27 protein-coding genes are annotated in these 22,340 nt (G+C 29.7%); 13 read left to right on the top strand and 14 right to left on the bottom strand.

Annotated elements, in window-relative coordinates; all coding sequences use genetic code 11:
• Position 1: 1 nt before the first annotated feature.
• From OWM07_RS07850 to OWM07_RS07815, 8 genes are all read right to left on the bottom strand, one after another.
• Positions 2–922 carry a PilW family protein gene (locus OWM07_RS07850; protein ID WP_423303134.1) on the bottom strand — a complete coding sequence of 307 codons (921 nt, stop codon included), beginning with the start codon at positions 920–922 and terminating at the stop codon, positions 2–4.
• Positions 919–1,353 (bottom strand): type IV pilus modification PilV family protein, encoded by a 435-nt coding sequence (locus OWM07_RS07845; protein ID WP_423303133.1) that lies wholly within the window; start codon positions 1,351–1,353, stop codon positions 919–921. The genes OWM07_RS07850 and OWM07_RS07845 overlap by 4 nt, the downstream gene beginning before the upstream one ends.
• A complete protein-coding gene (locus OWM07_RS07840; RefSeq protein ID WP_423303132.1) occupies positions 1,325–1,786 on the bottom strand; it encodes a pilus assembly FimT family protein in 462 nt (153 codons plus the stop codon). Before OWM07_RS07840 ends, OWM07_RS07845 begins: the two co-directional genes overlap by 29 nt.
• Positions 1,771–5,427, bottom strand: coding sequence for a pilus assembly protein (locus tag OWM07_RS07835; protein WP_423303131.1), 3,657 nt, complete (start codon positions 5,425–5,427; stop codon positions 1,771–1,773). Before OWM07_RS07835 ends, OWM07_RS07840 begins: the two co-directional genes overlap by 16 nt.
• An 11-nt stretch (positions 5,428–5,438) precedes the next feature.
• Positions 5,439–5,747 (bottom strand): hypothetical protein, encoded by a 309-nt coding sequence (locus OWM07_RS07830; protein WP_423303130.1) that lies wholly within the window; start codon positions 5,745–5,747, stop codon positions 5,439–5,441.
• Between the two features lie 278 nt (positions 5,748–6,025).
• Positions 6,026–6,919: a histidine kinase gene (locus OWM07_RS07825; RefSeq protein WP_423303129.1), complete on the bottom strand. Its 894-nt coding sequence runs from the start codon at positions 6,917–6,919 to the stop codon at positions 6,026–6,028.
• Positions 6,920–6,975: 56 nt separating this feature from the next.
• Entirely contained in the window at positions 6,976–7,623 is a 648-nt protein-coding gene (locus OWM07_RS07820) for a response regulator transcription factor (RefSeq protein WP_423303128.1), read from the bottom strand.
• 66 nt (positions 7,624–7,689) lie between these two features.
• A complete protein-coding gene (locus OWM07_RS07815; protein WP_423303127.1) occupies positions 7,690–9,006 on the bottom strand; it encodes a hypothetical protein in 1,317 nt (438 codons plus the stop codon).
• Positions 9,007–9,078: 72 nt separating this feature from the next.
• Between OWM07_RS07815 and OWM07_RS07810 the strand changes: the two genes are divergently transcribed.
• Entirely contained in the window at positions 9,079–9,573 is a 495-nt protein-coding gene (locus tag OWM07_RS07810; protein WP_423303126.1) for a flavin reductase, read from the top strand.
• 6 nt (positions 9,574–9,579) lie between these two features.
• Here OWM07_RS07810 and OWM07_RS07805 read toward each other — a convergent pair whose 3' ends face one another.
• Positions 9,580–10,398, bottom strand: a complete 819-nt coding sequence (locus tag OWM07_RS07805) for an SIR2 family NAD-dependent protein deacylase (protein ID WP_423303125.1) — start codon at positions 10,396–10,398, stop codon at positions 9,580–9,582.
• 142 nt (positions 10,399–10,540) lie between these two features.
• Between OWM07_RS07805 and elbB the strand changes: the two genes are divergently transcribed.
• Together elbB and OWM07_RS07795 are read left to right on the top strand one after the other, a co-directional pair.
• A complete protein-coding gene (elbB, locus tag OWM07_RS07800) occupies positions 10,541–11,206 on the top strand; it encodes an isoprenoid biosynthesis glyoxalase ElbB (protein ID WP_423303124.1) in 666 nt (221 codons plus the stop codon).
• A 225-nt stretch (positions 11,207–11,431) separates the two neighbouring features.
• Complete coding sequence (locus tag OWM07_RS07795; protein ID WP_013008139.1) at positions 11,432–11,635, top strand: cold shock domain-containing protein; 204 nt, start codon at positions 11,432–11,434, stop codon at positions 11,633–11,635.
• Positions 11,636–11,698: 63 nt separating this feature from the next.
• Here OWM07_RS07795 and OWM07_RS07790 read toward each other — a convergent pair whose 3' ends face one another.
• Genes OWM07_RS07790 through OWM07_RS07780 form a run of 3 tightly spaced genes read right to left on the bottom strand, consistent with a single transcriptional unit; the run spans position 11,699 to position 13,262 of the window.
• Entirely contained in the window at positions 11,699–11,926 is a 228-nt protein-coding gene (locus OWM07_RS07790; RefSeq protein ID WP_423303123.1) for a DUF2905 domain-containing protein, read from the bottom strand.
• The gene (locus tag OWM07_RS07785) at positions 11,910–12,503 is read right to left on the bottom strand and encodes an epoxyqueuosine reductase QueH (protein ID WP_423303122.1); all 594 of its coding nucleotides are present in this window, start codon (positions 12,501–12,503) and stop codon (positions 11,910–11,912) included. Before OWM07_RS07785 ends, OWM07_RS07790 begins: the two co-directional genes overlap by 17 nt.
• Entirely contained in the window at positions 12,504–13,262 is a 759-nt protein-coding gene (locus OWM07_RS07780; protein ID WP_423303121.1) for a slipin family protein, read from the bottom strand.
• A 76-nt stretch (positions 13,263–13,338) separates the two neighbouring features.
• Between OWM07_RS07780 and OWM07_RS07775 the strand changes: the two genes are divergently transcribed.
• The 5 genes from OWM07_RS07775 to OWM07_RS07755 are packed head-to-tail and all read left to right on the top strand — an operon-like array spanning position 13,339 to position 16,831.
• Positions 13,339–14,208 carry a YicC/YloC family endoribonuclease gene (locus OWM07_RS07775; protein WP_423303120.1) on the top strand — a complete coding sequence of 290 codons (870 nt, stop codon included), beginning with the start codon at positions 13,339–13,341 and terminating at the stop codon, positions 14,206–14,208.
• Positions 14,201–14,812 (top strand): guanylate kinase, encoded by a 612-nt coding sequence (gene gmk, locus OWM07_RS07770; RefSeq protein ID WP_423303119.1) that lies wholly within the window; start codon positions 14,201–14,203, stop codon positions 14,810–14,812. Before OWM07_RS07775 ends, gmk begins: the two co-directional genes overlap by 8 nt.
• Before the next feature lies 1 nt (position 14,813).
• On the top strand, positions 14,814–15,035 hold the full coding sequence (gene rpoZ / locus OWM07_RS07765) for a DNA-directed RNA polymerase subunit omega (RefSeq protein WP_423303118.1): 222 nt from the start codon (positions 14,814–14,816) through the stop codon (positions 15,033–15,035).
• Positions 15,028–16,215 carry a bifunctional phosphopantothenoylcysteine decarboxylase/phosphopantothenate--cysteine ligase CoaBC gene (gene coaBC, locus OWM07_RS07760; protein WP_423303117.1) on the top strand — a complete coding sequence of 396 codons (1,188 nt, stop codon included), beginning with the start codon at positions 15,028–15,030 and terminating at the stop codon, positions 16,213–16,215. The genes rpoZ and coaBC overlap by 8 nt, the downstream gene beginning before the upstream one ends.
• Complete coding sequence (locus OWM07_RS07755; RefSeq protein ID WP_423303116.1) at positions 16,208–16,831, top strand: uracil-DNA glycosylase; 624 nt, start codon at positions 16,208–16,210, stop codon at positions 16,829–16,831. Before coaBC ends, OWM07_RS07755 begins: the two co-directional genes overlap by 8 nt.
• A gap of 59 nt (positions 16,832–16,890) precedes the next feature.
• Here OWM07_RS07755 and OWM07_RS07750 read toward each other — a convergent pair whose 3' ends face one another.
• Positions 16,891–17,184: an integration host factor subunit beta gene (locus tag OWM07_RS07750; RefSeq protein WP_423303115.1), complete on the bottom strand. Its 294-nt coding sequence runs from the start codon at positions 17,182–17,184 to the stop codon at positions 16,891–16,893.
• A 259-nt stretch (positions 17,185–17,443) separates the two neighbouring features.
• Between OWM07_RS07750 and murJ the strand changes: the two genes are divergently transcribed.
• Genes murJ through OWM07_RS07735 form a run of 3 tightly spaced genes read left to right on the top strand, consistent with a single transcriptional unit; the run spans position 17,444 to position 19,985 of the window.
• The gene (gene murJ, locus OWM07_RS07745; RefSeq protein ID WP_423303114.1) at positions 17,444–18,913 is read left to right on the top strand and encodes a murein biosynthesis integral membrane protein MurJ; all 1,470 of its coding nucleotides are present in this window, start codon (positions 17,444–17,446) and stop codon (positions 18,911–18,913) included.
• The gene (dtd, locus tag OWM07_RS07740; protein WP_423303113.1) at positions 18,910–19,350 is read left to right on the top strand and encodes a D-aminoacyl-tRNA deacylase; all 441 of its coding nucleotides are present in this window, start codon (positions 18,910–18,912) and stop codon (positions 19,348–19,350) included. The genes murJ and dtd overlap by 4 nt, the downstream gene beginning before the upstream one ends.
• A gap of 8 nt (positions 19,351–19,358) precedes the next feature.
• Positions 19,359–19,985 (top strand): MBL fold metallo-hydrolase, encoded by a 627-nt coding sequence (locus tag OWM07_RS07735; protein WP_423303112.1) that lies wholly within the window; start codon positions 19,359–19,361, stop codon positions 19,983–19,985.
• A 289-nt stretch (positions 19,986–20,274) separates the two neighbouring features.
• Here the strand turns inward: OWM07_RS07735 and OWM07_RS07730 are convergent, their stop codons facing one another.
• Complete coding sequence (locus tag OWM07_RS07730; RefSeq protein WP_423303111.1) at positions 20,275–21,294, bottom strand: aspartate-semialdehyde dehydrogenase; 1,020 nt, start codon at positions 21,292–21,294, stop codon at positions 20,275–20,277.
• 175 nt (positions 21,295–21,469) lie between these two features.
• Here OWM07_RS07730 and OWM07_RS07725 point away from each other — a divergent pair, with 175 nt between their 5' ends.
• The gene (locus OWM07_RS07725; protein ID WP_423303174.1) at positions 21,470–21,970 is read left to right on the top strand and encodes a 50S ribosomal protein L11 methyltransferase; all 501 of its coding nucleotides are present in this window, start codon (positions 21,470–21,472) and stop codon (positions 21,968–21,970) included.
• 1 nt (position 21,971) lies between these two features.
• Entirely contained in the window at positions 21,972–22,319 is a 348-nt protein-coding gene (locus tag OWM07_RS07720; protein ID WP_423303110.1) for a cupin domain-containing protein, read from the top strand.
• The last annotated feature ends 21 nt before the right edge of the window (positions 22,320–22,340 follow it).

Below are 22,340 nucleotides of genomic sequence, written 5' to 3'. Positions count from 1 at the left end.
ATCATAAATCCATAGGTTTTATTGTATACACAACAGTTTTCCATCTATAATGAGTATAGTTGTTTGGAAGTTGTAATTTTACACCATCAACAGTTATTTTGTTGTTACTGTCAGCTCCCTGAAAAGTAAAGTCTCTATCATATCCGCCATCTTGTAAAAGTATAAATATTCTGACTCTTTTTAGTTTATTTCTAAATGCAGTTGAATTATCACTACTTATATTATCAAAACTTAATAATTCTTCGTTACTGTTTATTTCTCCATCGTTATTTTTATCATAATCAAATCTTAATTTAAAATCTGCAACACAATCTAAAATTGGATCTCCATTACCATTATTTACTGCCCTGAGTAATTTAAAGGTATTAGGATTACATGTTTCAGGTAAATTAGTTGTGCTTAGTTTGTAAGTTATTTTTGTACAAGTTTGATTAGAACAACCTGTAGCATTGTCTTGTACAGGGTAAGCAATATATTTCCCACTGTTAGGCTTGTTAGTCCACAAAGCACTATCTTTTAAAAGTTTTTTATTAATATCAATATATACATATTTTATATTGTTATCTGGCGTTCCAATTGTTTTATTATCATCAGCATCTACAAAGATCCAGTGTTGGGTATCGTTGTTTGTAACATTAAAAGTGGATCTAATTATAAAAGAAATATTATCAGGATCTTCACAATTAATACATTCTATCACTTTTGATGTTTCATTATCTGATATACCGTATCCAGCATGGGTGATATCAAGTCTTAAAATATCAAGTCCCACCATTTTTTCTATTTCTGTTTCTATATTCTTAGTTTCTTTTCTGTAATCTTTTAAAAGTGTAGTATAGGTTATATAAACAGCTGATAATATAATAGCCAATAAAAAAATCACTATTAAGAGTTCTATTAATGTTAAACCTTTTTTGTTCATTGTATATCCTTTGCGATATAGGTTTGAGTTGTATAAGTATATTTTTTACCAAAAAGTTCCCAACAAGAGGTAATAACTATTTCTTTAGTAGTGCCAGAAGTATTTACAGTAAAAGATTTCCCTATACTTATCCATGTATTTCTATATTGGGCTTTCATGCTGCAGTTGTCGTTTGCAGGGGAGCACTCTATATTTTCACAGGAGCCAATTAAATTATCTATCTTGTTAAAACCGTATGCTCTTAATTTCTCGATTTCATTATTAACCTGCTCAATTGCAATATTTCTGACATTATTTCTCATATTCATTTTTTTGACAGTTATCATCGAAGCTACAAGCCCAAGTAATGCCACAGAAAAAATAAATAAACTAACCATCATTTCTATTAATGTAAATCCTTTTTTATTTTGCAACACAGCTACCACCACCATCTATTTTCCCTAATCTAACTCTTATACCGTTGCTGACAATACAATTGTAAGGTAGTGAATCATTTATTGAATCACTAATTAATTTGATTGAAATATTCGATAGAGTACCTCTATCGTCAATTGTTATAGTGCTTGGATTATCAAAGGATATTTTAAATGTTATTGAGCTAACGATAGTTCCATTGTCATTTTTAATGTCTAATTTATTTTGTGAAGGAAATTCAAGTGTGAAGCTTGTTTTTTCAGTAAAAGCTTTTGTCCTGTATTGTTGTATTATGGAATATAGTTGTCTCAACTCTTTCTCTCTTTCATGCTTTATCTTCCATTTATTATAATTTGGTATTGCTATAGCTAATATTATACCAAGAATTGATATTACTACAAGTAATTCTATTAGAGTTATCCCTTTTTTATTCATTATTTTTCTATCCATAAAAGTATTCTACCTTTTCTATTGTTACCAGTTAAGTCTTCACCTAAATCAGAAGCTATAATATTACTATCTTTTTCGATGAATCTTTCAGTTCCTACATCGTCATCTGTTACAATAGAAATTTCACCTGTACTAGCTGTAGTAAATATAGCAAAGTCGTCAGTTACTTGATAATTACTACAAATTTTGTGAGTAATATTGTCTGGTCTTAAAGGACCACCAGTAGCACAGTTAAGTGCCCATATTTTACTTTTACCTTTTAAAATACATGGATCTTTTTCATATTTGTTTGTAATAAATGTAATGATTTGCGATGTCCAGTAATCTCTATTATTAGTATATCTATTAGCTGGATTGTTTTTATTTTTTACTAAAACAGGGTCTATAATATTTCTTTCCTTTAAATATACATTATCAGTAGGGTCTAATTTTATTTTCCACCCTAGTTCCTTAGACTCATTGTTTGTGATTTCAAAATTTGTTAGGTCATTACAAGGGTCATCTAATAGCTCTACAGATTTAATATTGTTAACAGTCCCTTTGCAACCTTCTTCAACATCACAGTCAAAAGGTATTCCGTAAATATAATTCTCTTCGTTTCCAACACCTGAGGTTCCTTCATCATCTCCAGGATAAAAATATCTACCGCTACCAAAAAACAAATAATAACCTAAGTTAAAACATTTGCCTGCTTCGACTTTAGAAACGGTTGGGTTTTGGCTAAAATTATAATAATTTTGATAAACAGTCCAAGCTGATGGATCTCCTCCTTTGGTATGGATTACGACTAAACCACCTTGAGAATTTGTTTTACCTACATTTTTTACAATACCTGTTACTATAAAATCAGTAAAACCATCTTCATTTTTATCAATACCAGTTGTATATAGTTTACCACCAAATGCGTTTTGAGTTTTACCGTCTAAAACATCTGGAGTATTATTTATTAATTTGAAATCTTCATCTAATTTTAAAATAAAAAATTTCAATGACTTAGAGGAGTGACCATCATATGTAGTAGGTCCTGAAGAAAACATTATATATTTACCTTCGGGGCGTTTTATATAAGCAGGACCAGAGTATGAAAAACCTAAGTCTTTATGATTAAATTCCCACAGAAATTTTGGATTTTCTGGATCTGTAATGTCTAGTGCAAAGTATGACGATAGTCCATTTTCGTTATCAGGACTTTTGACACATTCATCAGCAGCTTCCTGCTTACTACAATAGCAACCCCCACCTAATCTTAATCCGCCGATTAAGATTTTCTTTCCATCTTCTTCTATTATATATGGTTGTGCATCCACATAATATAAATGGCAATAATTTGGGTCTGCCAGAAATTTTAAATATGGGATAACAGAATGTGGTATAAATCCCCATAGCTCTTTACCTATTTCATTCTGTCCACTGTCATTTTTAGAATTTTGTAAGACTGCTAAATAACCCTCTGGATCATCTCTTAATTTTTTAGCATAACCTACCTTAAATGCATGAAGCATTCCGTCATTTGCTCCAACATAAGCAACAGTATAATCATCATACTTTACCAACATAGGTCTAGAGTGGATAATGTCACCTAACTTCCATACTTTTTGTTCATTATCAACTTTAATTGTTCTATTTCTATAGTTATCAGAATCAATACCTTTTATGTAATCTATTAAAGATGTGATATATGTGGTATTATCTGTACCAAACAATTCTGAGTTATTGTAATCATCAATTGGAATAAGATCTCCATTATCATTATATGTGTAAATTGTTCTATTATCAGCTTCTCTATTTAATAATTCTTCACTTGCATCCCATATTGGTGTAATGTCGTCAAAAGAATAGAAAGTTTTACAACTAGAATTATCAATTAGACCAGAGCCATTGTCATCACATGTAATAAGTTTTAGCACTAATTTATTATCTAATACGTCATAATCATATGTTAAAATTCTATCTTCTGTTAATTTAAACTTTTTATTATTTATTGTATCTTCTCTAATGTTAACTTTTATACTTTCATTATCTTTTTCTATTGCATAAACCCACCACCCAAATAAACGTCCAATCCATGTCAATGTTGAATTATCAATATCCTTTTTGTTTTCAAATAAACCTTGGATAGCAATACTTGTGCTACTTGTCCTATCAGTCATGAGGGCTACACCAGAACCTGCTGCTGCCCCTTGCAAAATTTTAGCAATTGTTGTACTTAAACTTGTTTCTAAATCAGTTGCTTTATTGACCTCGAAATAGTTGTCAGAAATATTATCATTGTTTGCATCCCATTCGTTTGAATTGTCTGGCAAATTATTAAAATTATTATCAGCAAAAGAACCGTATTTTGCTGAAAGTTTAAGTAAATCTTTTGCGTTTTCCGAATCATCAAATGCAAAGATTGTAAAAATATTTAATTTTTGAGTACCTGTTAAGTCTTCTCTTAAATCTGTAGTATGAGCCCAATAAGATACTGCAGCTAAGCTATATGATCCATTGGAATCATTTAAGTCATTATGTAATCTGTTATCATTAAACCCCTCATTTTCTTCAATAATGTCAAGAAGATTATCAATTGTGCTATTTGGGTCATTACTATCAAGTTTGTTTGGAAAGTTTTTATCCCTTGTTGATTCACCATCAGTTAAAATAAGAACATAATTTTGCTGACAACTATATTGGATAGGGCTATTATATGTATAATCACCGTTATAAAAAGTTTTATCTCCTTTAAAATATAAAGTAGCTTCATATAGAGTTTCTCCAAGTGGAGTCCAAGTTGACGGAGTGATTTTATTTATGTCATCAATAAATGTTGGATTATCATATTTACTCCCTATTTCAGAAACTAAATGACCTCCATCGTCATAATTAAAGGTGAAAAGTCCATATCTTACTTTATCCCATGTTTTCTGTATTATCCCAGAGGGTTGTGTTTCGACTTTCAAAGCAACTCTAAATGTTGTAGGATTATTATCAACTACCCAACAGTTATTATTCCATGTTGCAGGTCTAACATCAAAATAAACAAAGTTATTATTATTATTATTATTATTATTGTAAAAGTAAAAATAAGCACCTTGATCGTTATAATTATTAAGTCCAGTGAGATTTTGTACATTATTTTCTAATATTTTTCGACTATCTCTATCAAAATTATCTGTTGCAGTTAACAAAATATTTCCATCATTGGTGATGATATATTTTCCTCCAGTTAATACTTTTTTTACTGCATCTATTCTCCTGGTTGTTAACCAATTTAAAAAATTACCACTCCATTCACCATTTTCTATTTCATAGAAATAATCATTAGTAGTATTATATGAGTATTTCTTATTAGGATCAAAAAGGCCAAAATAGGTTTCATTATCTTTGTATCCTGAATAAACTGTAGCATCATTTGAACAATCGTTAGAGTATGATCTTGTAGATTTTTCTTCTTTATATACAAATTCAAACATGCTTCCAGAATTATCCAGTATTATTAGCACATTTGGCTGAATAGCTGAGGAAACAAATGGTGGTATAGAGCAGTAAGTAACCATTTGTCCAGCATCTGAGTTGTTTGATGGTTTTGCAGCTTGAGATAATACTGGATTAAAAAAACACATTAAAATTATTATTAAAGATATTGTAATGCATTTGCCCATAGCAATCCTCACTATTTAACTAATGATAATATTTTTATGTAATATACATAATTTCCGTTGTTTTTATATTTAATTTTATATGCAGATTTTAAGAATTTTTTATCTACTTTTCTATTTTCAGGGTTAATAATTACAGTATTTTCATCAACATAAAAATAGAAACCATCTTCCAAAGATATGAATTCATTTTTAAAGCTTTTTATATATCCTGTTTTTAAATTAACAACTTGCTCTTTAGGTAGATTATTAGATTCTTCTTTTGCAAAACTCATTATAGATAATGAAAAACATATGATTAATACAAGAAATATTTTTTTCATACAATTCCTCCACTTAACTTAAAATATCAAATTATTTCTTTTTTGTAAAAAAATCGTGAAAAATACTAATTTATTGTAAAATATTTCGTTTTAAATTGCAAATGAACTTTCTAAGGCTGCTGTACAATAGTTTAAGTTGGGAAAATTAATAATCGATAGATTGCTTCGTCGCATTCGCTCCTCGCAATGACGCGAAATTGGTCATTGCTAACGTCAGTGAAGCAATCTCAAAAATTATATTATTTTCTTTATTGTGCAACAGCCTATTAAATTTGTTGTTAAAATTTGATGGCGATTGTGAAGGTTGAGGTTATTTTTCTTTTGATTTTGAAGCCATTGGTGGTAAGGAGTTTTTCTGCAACATATAAACCTACTCCAAGCCCTTTTGTTTCATTTTCAGTTATATCATTTTTTATAATGAGATATTTTAATTTTTTGATTTTGCCGCATTTTATTGTGACATTTTGACCTGCATGTTTTAAGATATTATCAAACAAAAGGTATAAGGCAAAGTAAATATCTTGATAAGGTGCATTAATATAAATTTCAGAACAATTAAATTTTATAGAAAAAAGTTTGTTTAGCTCCAGCTCTTCGATTAAAGATTTAACTAAAATAGGTATATTTATTTTATTTTTACTTTGATTTTGAGTGGGTAATCTTTTGATAAAATATTGAATATTTTCTAAATCTTTTGCAAGGTTTTCATGAGCATGAATTAATCTTTCCAGTGGGACTCTGTTTTCTGTTTTGATTAAATGAAGATTGAGTTTTGAGGTGGTTAAAAAGTTTCTCAGTTTGTGAGAAAAAATTAGAAGTAGAATCTCAAAGTTTTTTAGATAATTTTTTTCTTTTATTATCAACCTGTATAAAACAAGATAATACAATATTGCCACAGAAAAGATTGCTATCATATCCCAGTAAAAAATTATAAAGAGCTTATCTTTGAGCTTGTCTTTTATGTATGAAGATTTGATATAGATGTATTTTTCTCCGTTTACATTAAAAAGGGTGTAATCTTTTTTGAATGATAGTTTATTTTCAATAAGCAAATAATCTGGTAGTTTAAATTTTTTATTGGTGGCTTTTAGAGTTAGGTAAAGAGGAATTTCTTTTTTTAATTGTTCTTCAATTTCTATTTTGTAGCTAAAAATGAAAATTAAGTTAATCATACTGAGGACAATGGCAATGATTAGCTCTAAAGCGATAAAAATTTTTATTTCAAATTTTATTTTAATCGATACCCCCGACCTTTGTGGGTTTCTATTAAATCCTTTCCTAAGATTTCTCTAAGTTTTTTTATATAGGTTCTGATTGATTCTGTACCTACTGGGTTTTCCTGCCAGACATAATTTAGGATACATTCGTTTGATACAATTTTACCTCTATTTTTTGCTAAAATGTATAAAAGCTCCCACTCTTTTTTAGTAAGAGGGATAAGCTCATTATTTATGAAAAGCGATTGTTGGGTAATATCGATGACAATTTCATCTGATATATAAATTCTATTTTTATTGTCAAAATATCTTCTGGTGACAGCGTTTATTCTAAGCAACAATTCTTTTGGTTCAAAGGGTTTGGTAATATAGTCATCAGCTCCTAACAAAAAACAGGTTTCTTTATCAGATAAGTCAAATTTTGCAGTAATGATTATAATAGGAATGTTTTTTAGCTTTTTAATTTTTTTTAAAAGTTCTTCACCTTTATTAAATTTTAACATCAAATCAAGAAGTATAATATCATACTCATTTGATAATAGCTTATATTCGTATTCTCTATCGTCAATTATCCAGTCCACATCATTTTTCTCTGATTCTAGAAATTCCTTTAAACTTTCTCCTAGTAACAAATCGTCTTCAATCAACAATATTTTCATAATATTATTTTAGCAAATCTTTACCACATAATCAAACAACAATAAAAATTTATTATTTGAAAATTATTATACATTTTTAACATTTTTTCTCCGTTTTACAAAAAAGATACTAATGTGGAAATAAATATTTGCTAATAGTCTTCCTGAGACAAATGCCAAGGCAGCACATATTGCACCTACGAATATCTTCATTTTTATTAGAAATGATATGACGATAATAATTCCTAAAACTTCTATAATAGTTCCAATAGTGATAGGCAAGGTAATTTTTTGTAAAATAAAAATACTTCTTTGATAGGTTAATAATAGTGTAAGTGCTGGCATTATTGACATTATTAAAGCTGGGGTTTTGGCAAATTCTGCCAACTCATAAGATAATCCGCTAAGTTTTAAAAAATAAATATCAGAAAGTGGTGTAGCAGTTATACTATATAATAAAGAGGTAACTGTGATGGCAAGGATTATTGCAAAGTTTCTAATTTTATGTTTAAAATCTGGATACTGATTTGTTAAGGCTATTATTACTTCTTGATAGGATAACCCTATACTTCTAAAAATAAAGGTTAGCGAGTAAACTACTGGCATTACGGCTAAAGACTCCAAAGCCTTTAAACTTTTACCTAAGAAGAATGTTACGATTGGTTGAGATGATAAAGCAATAAAAGGGGTTAGAGCTAAAGGGTAATAATATTTTGATATAAATTTGTAAGTAAGTTGTTCCTTTGTTGGTTTTCTATTAATTATCTCTTTTACAGATTTGTGAGCCATAATTCTAACAGCTAACGCTTCAAAAATAACTCCTGTTGATAGAGCTATAGTTCCAATGTAAGCCCCATCAATTATAGTAAATTTATATAATAAAAATGCAGTTGAAATGTTTGAAACAAGTCTAATAATTGTACTGTATGCTATAAACTTTGTTTTGTCATTGACTATTAAAACACCTTGATAAAGTCTTCTATAACCAATTGCTCCAGGCCAGGGCAATAAAAACATTGTGGCATTATATGTTAGTGTATAAACAGGTTCCTTTAAACCAATAAGTTTTCCTGCAATAAAGTTAAAAACTTGAGGTAAAAGTAATATCAAAATGCATATTGTAACAATAAAATTTAACATCATGGTAAAATTACGTATTTTTTGATAAGAATTTTTATCCTTTATAAGTGCTGTAGCAGCTGCCATTATCATTATTATTGGAGATTCCAGAATTAGCCCAAAGGCTAAAGCAATACCATAGGCTGCTAAATTTACCTTTTCATTGGGTAGTCTTGCTATTATAGCTGCAAGTATAGGGCCTTCAAGAGCCATCATCAACCATGTAGAGGCAAGAGGGAACCAAAATTTAAAAATCTTGGTATATGTTAGTTGTTTATTATTCATCCAACATTTTTTATCAAAAAAAGTGTTGAATTACAATCCAGAATTAGTTAATTTCTTTAATCGGAGGTGAAAATGTTTAAAAAGGTAAAAATAAATGAACTAAATTTTAACCCTTTTACTGAAATTAATGATAGATGGATGCTTATTACTCCAACTGCTGAGAAAGTAAACCCTATGACTGCAAGTTGGGGAGGTTTTGGTATTTTATGGCATAAAAATGTGGTTTATGCTTTTATTAGGCCTACACGATATACTTTTGAGCTAATGGAAAAGACAGAATACTTTACGCTTTCTTTTTTTGATGAAGAATACAGAGATGTTTTAAACTTTTGCGGAACTAAATCTGGGTATGATGTAGATAAAGTTAAGGAAACTGGACTAAGCGTAATAAATGATGATAATTTTATATATTTTGAAGAAGCAGATACTGTTTATTGTTGCAAAAAGCTATACTTTTCAGATTTAAATCCGTCTAATTTTCTTGATAAGGAAATAGAAACATTCTACCCCAAAAAAGATTATCATCGTATGTATATTGGTGAAATTATAAAAGTTTTACAAAAATAATATATTTTAAATATATTTGTTGATTTCAGATAGTGCTTTAAGGCCTCCTTCTGGGATAGAAATGTGTGGTTTGTTGATATGAGGCTCTCTTGGGTTAATTCTTATGACTGTTGCATTATGATATCTGCCTATCCTTTCGCTGGTGTATCTTATTGATGGGATTGCAGTACCTGCTCCAATCTCTATAACTACAATTTTACTGTTTTCGTGTTCTTCTAAGAAATTATCAAATAAAACTGATTGTCTGTGCGATCTGTCAGCAATCCATGAATAATCTCCAAACATTAAAATATTTGGTCTTGCTACATCACCACAAAATTTACATCTGGGGATATTTTTAGCTCTCATTGTATCATAATCTATTTCAATATGTTCTGTGTTTTCCCAAATTGCCATTGTGCAGGGTTTTACACACTGAAGGTGATGAATTGAGCCATGGATTTCGTAGATTTTATCTTCTTCGTAACCTGCCTTTTGAAATTGTCCATCCACATTTGATGTTACGACAAAATAATCTAATCCAAATTTTTCAATCCATTCCAGCATTATGTAAAAACCTTTATGTGGGGTTGTATTTCTGTACATCTCTAAACGGTGCCCATAAAAACCCCAACCAAAAGATGGATCACTCTCAAAGTGTACGGGATTAGCACACTGAACAAAATTTAATCCTAATCTTTCATACATCGGGTAAGCTTTCCAGAACCCTTTATCTCCTCTAAAATCAGGTAAGCCTGAATCAACACCAATTCCTGCTCCTGCAGTAATAATCAAAACTTCAGCTTCTTTGATTAATTCTGCACATTTTTGATATTTTTCTACCATCTCATCCACCCCTTGTTAGTTTCTTACATAATAAATAAATTTTTGCCAAAATAAAATATATTTTTATAATTGAAACTTTTCAATAAATGCATTAAATTTAATATTGTTGAGCCAGTTAGTATCAAATTTTGGAGGTGAAATTATGGCAAAAGTATGTGTTGTTTTGAGTGGATGTGGGGTTTATGATGGTAGTGAAATTCATGAAGCAGTTTTGACTATGTATTTTTTAGATAAGTATGGAGCTGAACTTTTGATAGCTGCACCAAATAAAGAACAGCTTCATGTTGTTAATCATTTGACTGGTGAGGTTGCTGAAGGGGAGAGTAGAAATGTATTAGTAGAATCAGCAAGAATTGCAAGAGGCAACATAAAGGATTTAAAAGATGTTAAAGTAGATGATTTTGATGCTTTAATTTTTCCTGGTGGTTTTGGTGCCGCTAAAAATCTTACAACTTTTGCAGTAGATGGTGTGGATTGTCAAATAGATCCGGAAGTGAAAAGGATAGTTAAAGAGACTATTGAAGCTAAAAAACCTTTAGCTGCTATTTGTATAGCTCCAGTTTTAGTTGCAAAAGCTTTAGAAGGAGCGGGGATAAAAACTAAAATAACTATTGGTACGGATGAAAATGTTGCATCTGCTGTTGAGAATTTGGGAGCTACTCATATCAATTGTCCTGTTAAAGAAGCAGTTGTGGATGAAGAAAATAAAATAATTACTACACCTGCTTATATGCTTGGTCAGCGTATTTCTGAGGTTGCTGAAGGTATCGAAAAAACTGTTAAACAATTATTAGACTTTACTAAATAAGAAAGGAGGGGCTACCCTCCTTTCTTTTCATTTGAATTATAGTGTTTTTCTATTGTTGCCAGATTTAAATTCTGTAAGTCTTTTATCTTAAAAAATACATACACCAATAAGAATGAATATTTACAGAATTTTTATTTTTTATTAAATTTTATTTGACTTAAGTATAATATAAGGGTAGGATTAAATAAGGGGTTTACCCCTGTAACAAAATTTTGAGGTGAGTTTATGAGTAAGACAGGAACAGTTAAGTGGTTTAACGATTCAAAGGGGTATGGTTTTATTACCAGCTCCGACGGTAATGATGTATTCGTTCATTTTACTGCTATTAAAATGGACGGTTTCAAAAGCCTTAAAGAAGGCGATCAGGTTCAGTTTGATATCGTTGAAGGGCCTAAAGGTCCACAGGCCTCCAATGTTGTAAAAATATAAGCAACATAGGGTAGGTGAAATTAATACCCCACCTTTTTAGGTGGGGTTTTTTTGTGCCTAAAATTACTTTCTAAAGAAAATATTGAGTAAAATTGTTAATATGATGCTTATTATAATTGATGTAGCAAGGGGAAAGTAAAAAGTGAAATTCCCTTTTTTGTAATAAATATCGCCTGGAAGTTTTCCAAGAAAATTAGGTATTTTTCCACTGAATATAAGTATTATTCCTATAACAATAAAAAATATTCCAAAAATCAATAAAGTTTTTCCTAATTCATTCAGTGGATTCATGCACCACCTCTGTTACAGAATTTTTCATGATGTTGAATTGTTTTGATAGTTGTTTTTTGTATCTTTCTTCTTCACTATAAATACATCCACAATATTGTTGTCTATATAAATTAAGTTCTTTTGATTTTTCAATACCCTCTTTCCAACCTTCTCTAAAGTCGTAATAATAGAAATCAACTTTATATTTTTTAGAGAGATTTTCGCAGATATCTTTTATTAGCAAATGATTTTGATATTTACTGTATAAGAGTGTAGTTGTAAAAGCATCAAATTTACCTTTTTTTGCTATTTGAGCAGTTTTTTCTAATCTAGTGAAATAGCAATATTTGCATCTGTTGTTTTCTCGATAAACCACATTTTGAACAAACTCTTTTAAACCGTATGTTTCATCAACGATTGTTTTTATATTATTAATATTGTTGAAATACAAAACATTTTCTAGTCTTTTATAAAACTCTACCACAGGATGGATATTTGGATTATAAAAGAAACCATAGATTGTGTAAGGTGTTTCTTTTAAAATTGATACTGGATAAACTGAGCAAGGGGCACAGCACTGATGAAGAAGTAGTTTCATTTATTCACCTTTATCATCTTTTTTGTTCAAAAAAGGCTTAATTATTTCCATTGGTATAGGAAAAACTATTGTAGAATTTTTTTCTGAAGCGATTTCATTTAATGTTTGTAAGTACCTTAACTGTAAAGTTATAGGGCTTTTTGACATGATCTCACTAGCTTGGGAGAGTTTTTCTGCAGATTGTAATTCACCTTCTGCATGTATAATTTTTGCTCTTCTTTCCCTTTCTGCTTCTGCTTGTCTTGCCATTGCCCTTTGCATTTCTTGAGGTAAATCAATGTGTTTCATTTCAACTGCACTAACTTTAATGCCCCAAGGATCTGTGTGTTTATCTATAACTGATTGCAGTTCCATGTTTATTTTTTCACGATTAGAAAGTAAGTCATCTAATTCAAATTGGCCGAGAATACTTCTCAATGTTGTTTGTGAAATTTGACTTGTAGCATAGTAGTAATCTTCTACTTCAAGTACTGCTTTATCTGGGTGTAGTACTCTAAAATAAACCACAGCATTTACTTTTATAGAAACATTATCTTTTGTAATTACATCTTGAGGTGGAACATCCATTACTATAGTTCTTAAATTTACTTTTATCATTTTTTCTAAAATAGGAATGAGTATAATTAATCCTGGGCCTCTGACTCCTACATATCTTCCAAGTCTAAATACTACACCCCTTTCATATTCCTTTAGAATTTTTACTGAATTAGCTATTAATACTATTAGTAAAACAAATAACACTGTAATTAGGTTAAACATATTGACCTCCTCTTAATAATCTATTATATATGCTGATTTAAAGTTGTTAGCAAGAATTTTGTTGATGGAGTAAATAATGGTTAAAAGTATGACTGGTTACGGTAAGGTGGTTAAAAGTAATGATTTAGCTGATATAAGTGTTGAGATGCGTACTTTGAATAGTAAATATTGTGAAATTAATTTGAGACTTCCAAAACACTTTATATTTTTAGAAATTGGGTTAAAAAATTTAATTAAGAAGGAGATAAAACGGGGCAAAGTTGATGTTTTTATAGATGTTACACCAAAAAAAGTAATTAATAATCCAATTTTGAATAGAAATCTGTTAGCTTCATACATGTCTATATTGAGAGAGCTTCAAATGGAAAGTGAAATTATTGATGATATAAGGATTGACCATATTCTAAAGTTTCCTGATGTGATTAGTTATGAAGATAATGAAGAGATTTACTCTGAAATAGGTGATCTAATAATTGAAGCTGTTGATGAGACATTGAAAAAAGTTGATGAAATGAGAAGAGTTGAAGGTGAAAAATTAAAGGAAGATTTATTAGAGAGAATAAACTTGTTAGAAAAATTTAAGTTAAATATTGATAAAATGACTGATGAGAATTATAAAATTGGTATAGAAAAGCTTAAAAACAGACTTAAAGAGCTAGAAATAAAAGTTGATGAAGATAGAATAGCCCAAGAGGTTGCTTTACTTGTGGAACGATCTGATATAAATGAAGAATTAGTTAGAGTTGAATCTCATATTTTGCAATTTAGGTCAGTTTTAGATACAGAAGGTGAAATGGGTAAAAAGTTGGATTTTATAGCTCAAGAACTACATAGAGAGTTTAATACTATTGCTTCAAAAGCTCTTTTATCAGATATTAAGAGTGTGGTTATTGAAGCAAAAGTAGAAATTGATAAAATAAGAGAGCAGGTGCAGAACATTGTATAAAACAAAATTATTTGTCGTTAGTGCTCCAAGTGGAGCAGGTAAAACCTCTTTGTGTAATAAACTTATTAGCAAATATAAAGATAGATTAAAGTATTCTATTTCTTATACTACAAGAGAACCAAGGATTGGTGAAGTAGATGGTCAGGATTACTTTTTTATTGATGAAAAAAAGTTTAAAAAGATGATTAATAATGAAGAGTTTTTGGAATGGGCTGTGGTACATGGAAATTACTATGGCACATCTAAAAAATTAATTGAAGAATATTTAAGCAGTGGTTATGATGTAATATTAGATATTGATCCTCAAGGAGCAAGACAGATAAAAGCAAAATATTCAGATGCTGTATTCATATTCATAGTAGCTCCAAGTATGAAAGAGTTGAAAAACAGATTAGTAAATCGTAGAACCGAAACAATTGAGAATATAAACATTCGGATGAAAAACGCTTTAGAAGAAATTAAATTTTATAAAATGTATGATTATCTTATTGTTAATAAGTATTTAAATATTGCATTTGAGGAGTTGAATGCAATTTATCTATCAGAACATTTGAAGACTAAAGATATAGAAAATATAGAAGAATTAATAGATATGGAGGTTTAATATGGCGTTTTTGAATATTGAAAAGGGTGTTAATAGAGATGATGTGAAAAGTAGATTTAAACTTTCTTTATTAGCTAGTCAGAGAGCTAGGGAGTTATATGAAAGAAAAGAGGATACTGTTCCACCACAGGTGGAGGGTTATCATAAAAATATTACGATTGCTTTGGCAGAAATTATAGATAATAAGATCATTTTTGAAGAGGAACAAGAAAAGGATGAGTAATTTTTTAATTTTTGTTACAGGCGGAATAGCTGCATATAAAATACCAAATTTATGTAGATTACTGATTAAGGCTGGTCATAATGTCAAGGTGGGGATGACTGAAAATGCTACAAAATTTATAACCCCACTAACATTTGAAAGTTTAACTAAAAACAGGGTTTACATTGATGATTTTCTTACAGATGTTGAGCCTGATTCGATTGATCATATAGATCTTATTGAATGGGCTGATAAAATAATTGTTGCTCCCTGTACCGCAAATACTATATCTAAAATTGCAAATGGGATAGGGGACAATTTAGTTACTTCATCAATGTTGGTTGTAAAGAGTAAGCCTGTATACATTTTCCCCTCTATGAATACTAATATGTATGAAAACCCTTTTGTTCAGGAAAATATAGCTAAGCTTAGAAAGTTGGGCTACTTTGTATTTGAACCTGATGAAGGTGAGCTGGCATGTAAAACAGAAGGTAAAGGTAGGCTTATAGAACCTGAAGAAATATTTAATATTGTAGTAGAGGAAAAATTAAAAGGTGTAAAATTTCTTGTTACTTTAGGACCTACAAAAGAAGGGATTGATCCTGTCAGATTTATTTCAAACTATTCTAGTGGGAAAATGGGCTATAATATTGCTAAGTATATAAAAGATAATGGAGGAGAAGTATTTGTTGTTGCAGGCGATGTTTGTTTAGATCTTTCACCCTTTTCTTATGTAAAGATTAGAAGTGCTGAAGAGATGTATAATGAAGTAATTTCAAGATTTTCTGAATATGATATACTTATCATGACTGCTGCTGTGGCAGATTATAGGGTTAAAAATATTTCTGATAAAAAAATTAAGAAAAATGATGAAACTCTGCTTTTGGAGCTGGTAAAAAACAAGGATATTCTTTATGAAGTCTCTAAAGTAAAAAATGAAAAACAAGTAGTTGTAGGTTTTGCTGCTGAAACTGATGATTTAATAAATAATGCTATGGAAAAACTTAATAGAAAAAAGCTTGATATGATAGTGGTAAATGATGTTTCAAGGAGTGATATCGGTTTTGGGGCAGATGAAAATGAAGTTACAATATTTTTAAAAAATGGTGAGAATATAAGATTATCTAAACAGTCAAAATATCTTATAGCAAAACATGTTGTGGATGTAGCTTATAATATTTTGCGTGAGAAAAATGAGTGAAAAATTTTTAAAAGAAGTTTTCGGAATTGAAGAGATTTTTATAAATTCTAATATTAAGTGTGAAAATGAATTGTATGATTTTTATTTAAAAGAGGTAAAAGATTGTAATAAATGTAGGTTAAGTAAAAACAGGACAAATCTTGTTTTTGGTGAAGGCAATCCAAATGCGGAATTAATGTTTATAGGTGAAGGTCCTGGCGCTGACGAAGACAAGCAAGGAAGACCTTTTGTGGGTAGAGCAGGTCAACTTTTGACAAAAATGATTGAAGCGATGAAATTAAAAAGGGATGATGTTTATATAGCAAATATTGTTAAATGTAGACCTCCAAATAATAGAGCCCCACTAAATGATGAAATATCAGCTTGTATCCCCTATTTACATAGGCAGATTGAGATAATAAAGCCAAAATATATTATATGTTTAGGTAGTATTGCAGCAAGTGCTTTGTTGAATACAACCACTGCGATTAGCAAAATAAGAGGTAGTTTTAGGGATTACAAAGGGATAAAAGTTATGCCAACTTTTCATCCAGCTTATTTATTAAGAAATCCAAAGATGAAAAAATTAGCATGGGAAGATTTGCAATTAGTAATGAAAGAGATGGGTTTATTATAAAGAAATGCTGCCACATCAAGTGGCAACATCTAAAAAATTTTTATAAAGCTAAAGAAAAATTATTTATTAGCTGGTTTTTCGATTAATTGTTCTTTAATTTCTTTACCTGGTTTAAAATATGGGACTTTTTTTGCAGGGATTTGAACAGTTTCACCAGTTTTAGGATTGCGACCGATTTTAGCTTCTTTTTGTCTAACCTTAAAGCTACCGAAACCTCTTATTTCGACTGATTCACCATTTTTTAGTGCTTCTTTAATTGTATTGAAAACACCATTTACAATAAATTCTATCTGCTTTTTAGTAAGTTTTAAATATTTTTCTGAAATTAATTCGATCAATTGAGACTTTGTCATGGTATAACCTCCATAGTTTTAGAAAATTACCTATAACTTATTGTCATTATAACCTAATCAAAATGTATAGTAAAGTCAAAATTTTATTTATTGTGTTATTGAATTAACAGTATTGTTATGTTAAGCCACAATGAACAAGATTTAAGTTATTGTAATATTTAAAGAAATATTGTTTAAGTAGAAAATAGTTGTTATTTTTTTTGTTAAATATATAAAAGTAAAATAATTAAATATAGGATGGTAATTAGTGAGAGGTTTTTTGGGTAGTGTAATTCGTTCTGCTTTTGGTGTTTTTACAAGTAGGATATTGGGTTTTTTAAGAGATATATTTATTGCTGCTGTATTTGGTGCGTCGGCACTCACCGATGCTTTCTTTGTAGCTTTTGCAATTCCTAATCTTTTTAGAGCTTTGTTTGCGGAAGGTGCTTTATCTTCAGCTTTTGTCCCTATTTTGGGGAGTAAATTAAAAAAGAGCGAGTATGAAGGATATAGCTATCTTTCGAACATGGTCATTTATCTATCCTCTATTATAGCGATTTTTATAATTATTTTTTCTTTGTTTTCAGACAAGATTATTTTACTTTTTATGCCTGGTTTTATAGGGGATAAAGAAGTAATTAGTGTTGCATCAAACATTTTGATTATTGTTATGCCATATTTACTCTTTGTAAGTGTTTCGGCACTTTTTTCATCTTTTTTAAATTTGAGAGGTAGTTATTTTATACCTTATTCTTCTACTGCACTACTTAATTTAGCTATGATTACTTCAATTTATCTATCATATATTTATTCAAAAAATATTTACTTTTTGGCTTGGGGTGTTTTTTTTGGTGGTTTAATACAGCTTGGATATATTTTATTATTTTCTTACAAATTTGGATTTAAATTTAGTTTTGATAAGAAATCTATTTCTGATGTGAAAAAGACATTTTTATTAATTGTACCATCTATCTTTGGTGTTGGGATAAATCAATTAAATTTTTTGGTTGGTAGAGTATTAGCTTCCTATTTACCTTTTGGAAGTATATCTTATCTTTATTATGCAAATAGGCTTTTTCAATTTCCCTTTGGGCTATTTTCTGTTACTATAGGCACAGTTTCATTGACAGAGTTGAGTAAAAACGATTCAATTAGACGTTTTGAGATTATTTCAAAATCTATATTATCTATATTCCTAATAATCTTACCTGCATCTTTAGGCTTAATTTTACTTTCGGACGATATAATAAGAATTGTATTTCAGAGAAATCAATTTAACTTTAATGATACAGTTAATACTGCAAATGCATTGAAAATGTATTCTTTGGGGTTGCTATTTTTTTCTTTAAATATGACTTTTACAAAAATTTTTCATTCAATTTTAGATACTAAAACTCCTGTGAAGATTTCAGCAATTTTGCTTGTTTCAAATATTATTTTTTCACTGTTATTACTAAAGCCTTTTAAGCATTCTGGGATTGCGCTGGCTTCGTCATTGTCTGCATTTATAGGAACAATAATTTATGTTAAATTAATTTCTCAAAAGAAGTTGTACAGTTTTAAAGATTTTCTCTCGAAATATAATTGGTATATATTAAAAATTATTTTATCCAACTTTTTGATGAGTATTTTTATTTTGTATCTATATCATAAAAGAGTGCATGTTTTATTGATAATATTATTGACTATTATATTTTATTTAGTTGTGTTACAAGTTTTTAAAATAAATTTTAAAGAGGTGTTGAGATGAAGTGTGTTGTTCAAAGGGTGGATAGTTGTAAGGTTTTTATAGATGGAGAAGTTTACTCTAACATAGGTAAGGGGGTTTTGGTACTTTTTTGTGCTGAAAAAGGTGATGATCATGATAAAATAAAATGGTTTGCTGATAAATGTGCAAATTTGAGGATTTTTAGTGATGAAAATGGTAAAATGAGTTTGGGCGTAAAAGATATAGATGGTGAGATGATGATTGTCAGTCAATTTACATTGGCAGGGGTTGTAAAAAAGGGTAGAAGGCCTGATTTTACTGGGGCGATGGAGCCTGAATTAGCAAAAGAGTTTTATGAAAAATTTGTTGAGGAATGTAAGAAAATTTTAGGTGATGATAAAATAAAAACAGGTGTGTTTGCTGCAAGTATGAAATTGGATATTTTAAATAATGGTCCGGTAACAATAATATTACAATGAGGTGTGATATGAAAATAGATATAATTATTGTTGGTGATTTATATGTAAATTGCTATATAATTTCAAAAAACAAAGATGCAATTATTATTGATCCAGGTAGTGATTTTGAGAAAATAAAAAGTTTTATAGATTCGAATGAACTAAAACCATTAGCAATTGTTAATACCCATGGACATTTCGATCATGTTGGTGCTATTGAAGATTTAAAGAGTGAATACAATATCCCTCTGTACATGCATGAAGGTGATGAGTTTTTATTAAAAAATGCTGTAGAACATGCTTCGATGTTTGGTATCTTTGGCATAAAATCAAGCAATATCGATAATTATTTAGAGGATAATCAATTATTAACATTTGGAGATATTAAATTAAAGGTTTTACATACACCAGGGCATTCCCCTGGAGGTGTATCTTTATATCTTGATGATGCAAAAGCGGTTTTTACAGGTGATACTCTTTTTAAAGATTCGGTTGGTAGGACAGATTTTCCTTATGCAGATTTTAATACTTTAGAAAACAGTATAAAAAATAAACTATATATATTAGATGATGATGTCACAGTATATCCAGGGCATGGCCCATCATCAACTATTGGTTATGAAAAGAAAATGAATGCTTTTGTAAGATTAGGTTAATATATTTTGAGGGTGTTGCACAATAGTATTAGTTTTAAGAATTTAGATTGCTTCGCTGACGCTCGCAATGACGGCATTTTTGGGTTATTGCGACCCAGCCATTTATTGGCAGAAGTTGAGTTTATAATTTTTTGAGTATATTATGTTATTGATATATAATTATTAAGATGTTAAGTTAATGGCGGGAGAATCAACCTCAAAACTACTTTGTTAGCAAAAATATAGTTTATTGTGCAATAGCCTCATTTTTAAAAAATATAGGAAATGGGAGCGTAAAGCTCCCATTTTTTTATTTTGAAATAAGTAATTCTGCTATTTGAACCGCGTTAAGGGCAGCACCTTTTCTTAATTGATCACCTACTACCCAGAAGTTTAAAGAATTCTCTTTTGAAATATCTTCGCGGATTCTACCTACATAACAATCGTCTTTACCTGATACAAAAAGTGGCATTGGATACTCATTTTTTTCTGGGTTGTCTAATACTTGTATACCTGGAGCATTACTAAAAAGCTCTTTTGCTTTTTCTACTGTTATTTTCTTTTCAGTTTCTACAGTTACAGCTTCTGAATGTGCTGTCAAAACTGGAACCCTTACACAGGTTGCTGTTACTTCAATAGAATCATCACCCATGATTTTTTTAGTTTCGTTGTACATTTTCATCTCTTCTCTAGTGTATCCATTTTCCATAAAAACATCTATGTGTGGTATTACATTAAAAAGCAGTTGATGTTGAAAAGCTTCTACTTTTAGAGGTTCTCCATTTACCCAAGCTCTTGTTTGATCCATCAACTCTTGCATTGCTTTTGCACCTGCGCCAGAAGCTGATTGATATGATGAAACTACCACCCTTTTGATTTTACCATAATCATGAAGAGGTTTTAATGCTACGACCATAATAATAGTAGTACAGTTTGGGTTTGCAATTATCCCATTATGTTTAAAAGCATCATCAGGGTTGACTTCAGGAACAACCAATGGAACATCTTTGTCCATTCTAAAAGCAGAACTGTTGTCAATTACCACGGCACCTGCTTTTACTGCTGATGGAGCAAACTCTTTACTTCTGCCACCTCCAGCGGAAAAAAGAGCAATATCTATCCCTTCAAAACTATCATGAGTTAATTCCTGAACTGTATACTCTTCCCCTTTAAATTTTACCTTCTTGCCAGCTGATCTACTTGATGCAAGTAATCTTAATTCATCAATTGGGAAATTTCTTTCTTCTAAGATTTGTAAAAATACCTGCCCAACAGCTCCAGTAGCACCAACAATAGCAACATTATATTTTTCCTTTTTTTGTAAGGCCATAATAACCCCCCAATTAAGTTTCTTATTTAATATTATTATTTTTTATCTAAGTCAAAGTTAATTTAGACTTTTTATATATAAAAACGGTGTTATAAAGTAATTTGTTGCAATTTGAATTTTTATTGATAATAGATTTATATGGATTCTATAAAAGTATTAAATTTGAAAAAAAAAGATAAGGATAAAAGTATCCTCATTTGGCAGTGGTGAGCATGAGACCACTTTAAGTTGCTTAAAATTTATGGATTATATTGATTTCAATAATAAATCTGTTTTGGATATTGGCTCTGGTACAGGGATTTTGAGTATTTATGCTAGTATTTTAGGTGCAAAAAAAGTGGTGGGTTATGATATATCTTTTGACGCATGTAAGAATTTTAAAGAAAATACGGCAATAAATGATGTTAAAAACTGTTTTGTTATATGTTCTGATGAAAGAGCTATTAAAGGTAATTATGATATTATAATTGCAAATATTTATTTTGATATCATTGTTAATTTAAAGGGGTATATTTTTAATTGGATGAAAAATAAAAATGGATTTCTTATTTTATCTGGTATACCCATAGAGGAAAATTATGAAATCAGAAAAATATATTGTAATGGTGGATTTGAGTTGGTTAAAGGTTTTTATGGTGAAGAATATACTACATTTTTAATGAAAAAAGGGGGTTAAAATGTTTGTTGGTCATTTAAAGGATAAGGAAGAAGTAGCAATGAATATGAAAGAAGCTGAAAAGGTATTTAAAAAAGTAGCAATTGGAAAAAATGAAGGCTGGGATGATTATGTGATGAGAGTTTTTAGAATTGAAAAAGGGGGAAAAACACCGAGGCATTCACATGATTGGCCACACATTAATTATGTAATTGGTGGACAAGGGATTTTATATATGGATGGAAAAGAGTATAATGTGGAAAAAGGATCAATAGCTTTTGTCCCAAACAATATTGAACATCAATTTTTAAATGCTGGGGAAGAGGATTTTGAATTTATTTGTATTGTTCCATCAAAAGGGGAGTATTAATTAAAAGAGAAGAGGGGAAGA

The sequence above is a fragment of the Deferribacter thermophilus genome (assembly GCF_049472675.1).
Classification (GTDB): Bacteria; Chrysiogenota; Deferribacteres; order Deferribacterales; family Deferribacteraceae; genus Deferribacter; species Deferribacter thermophilus.
This window is presented reverse-complemented; position numbering and strand designations above follow the sequence as displayed.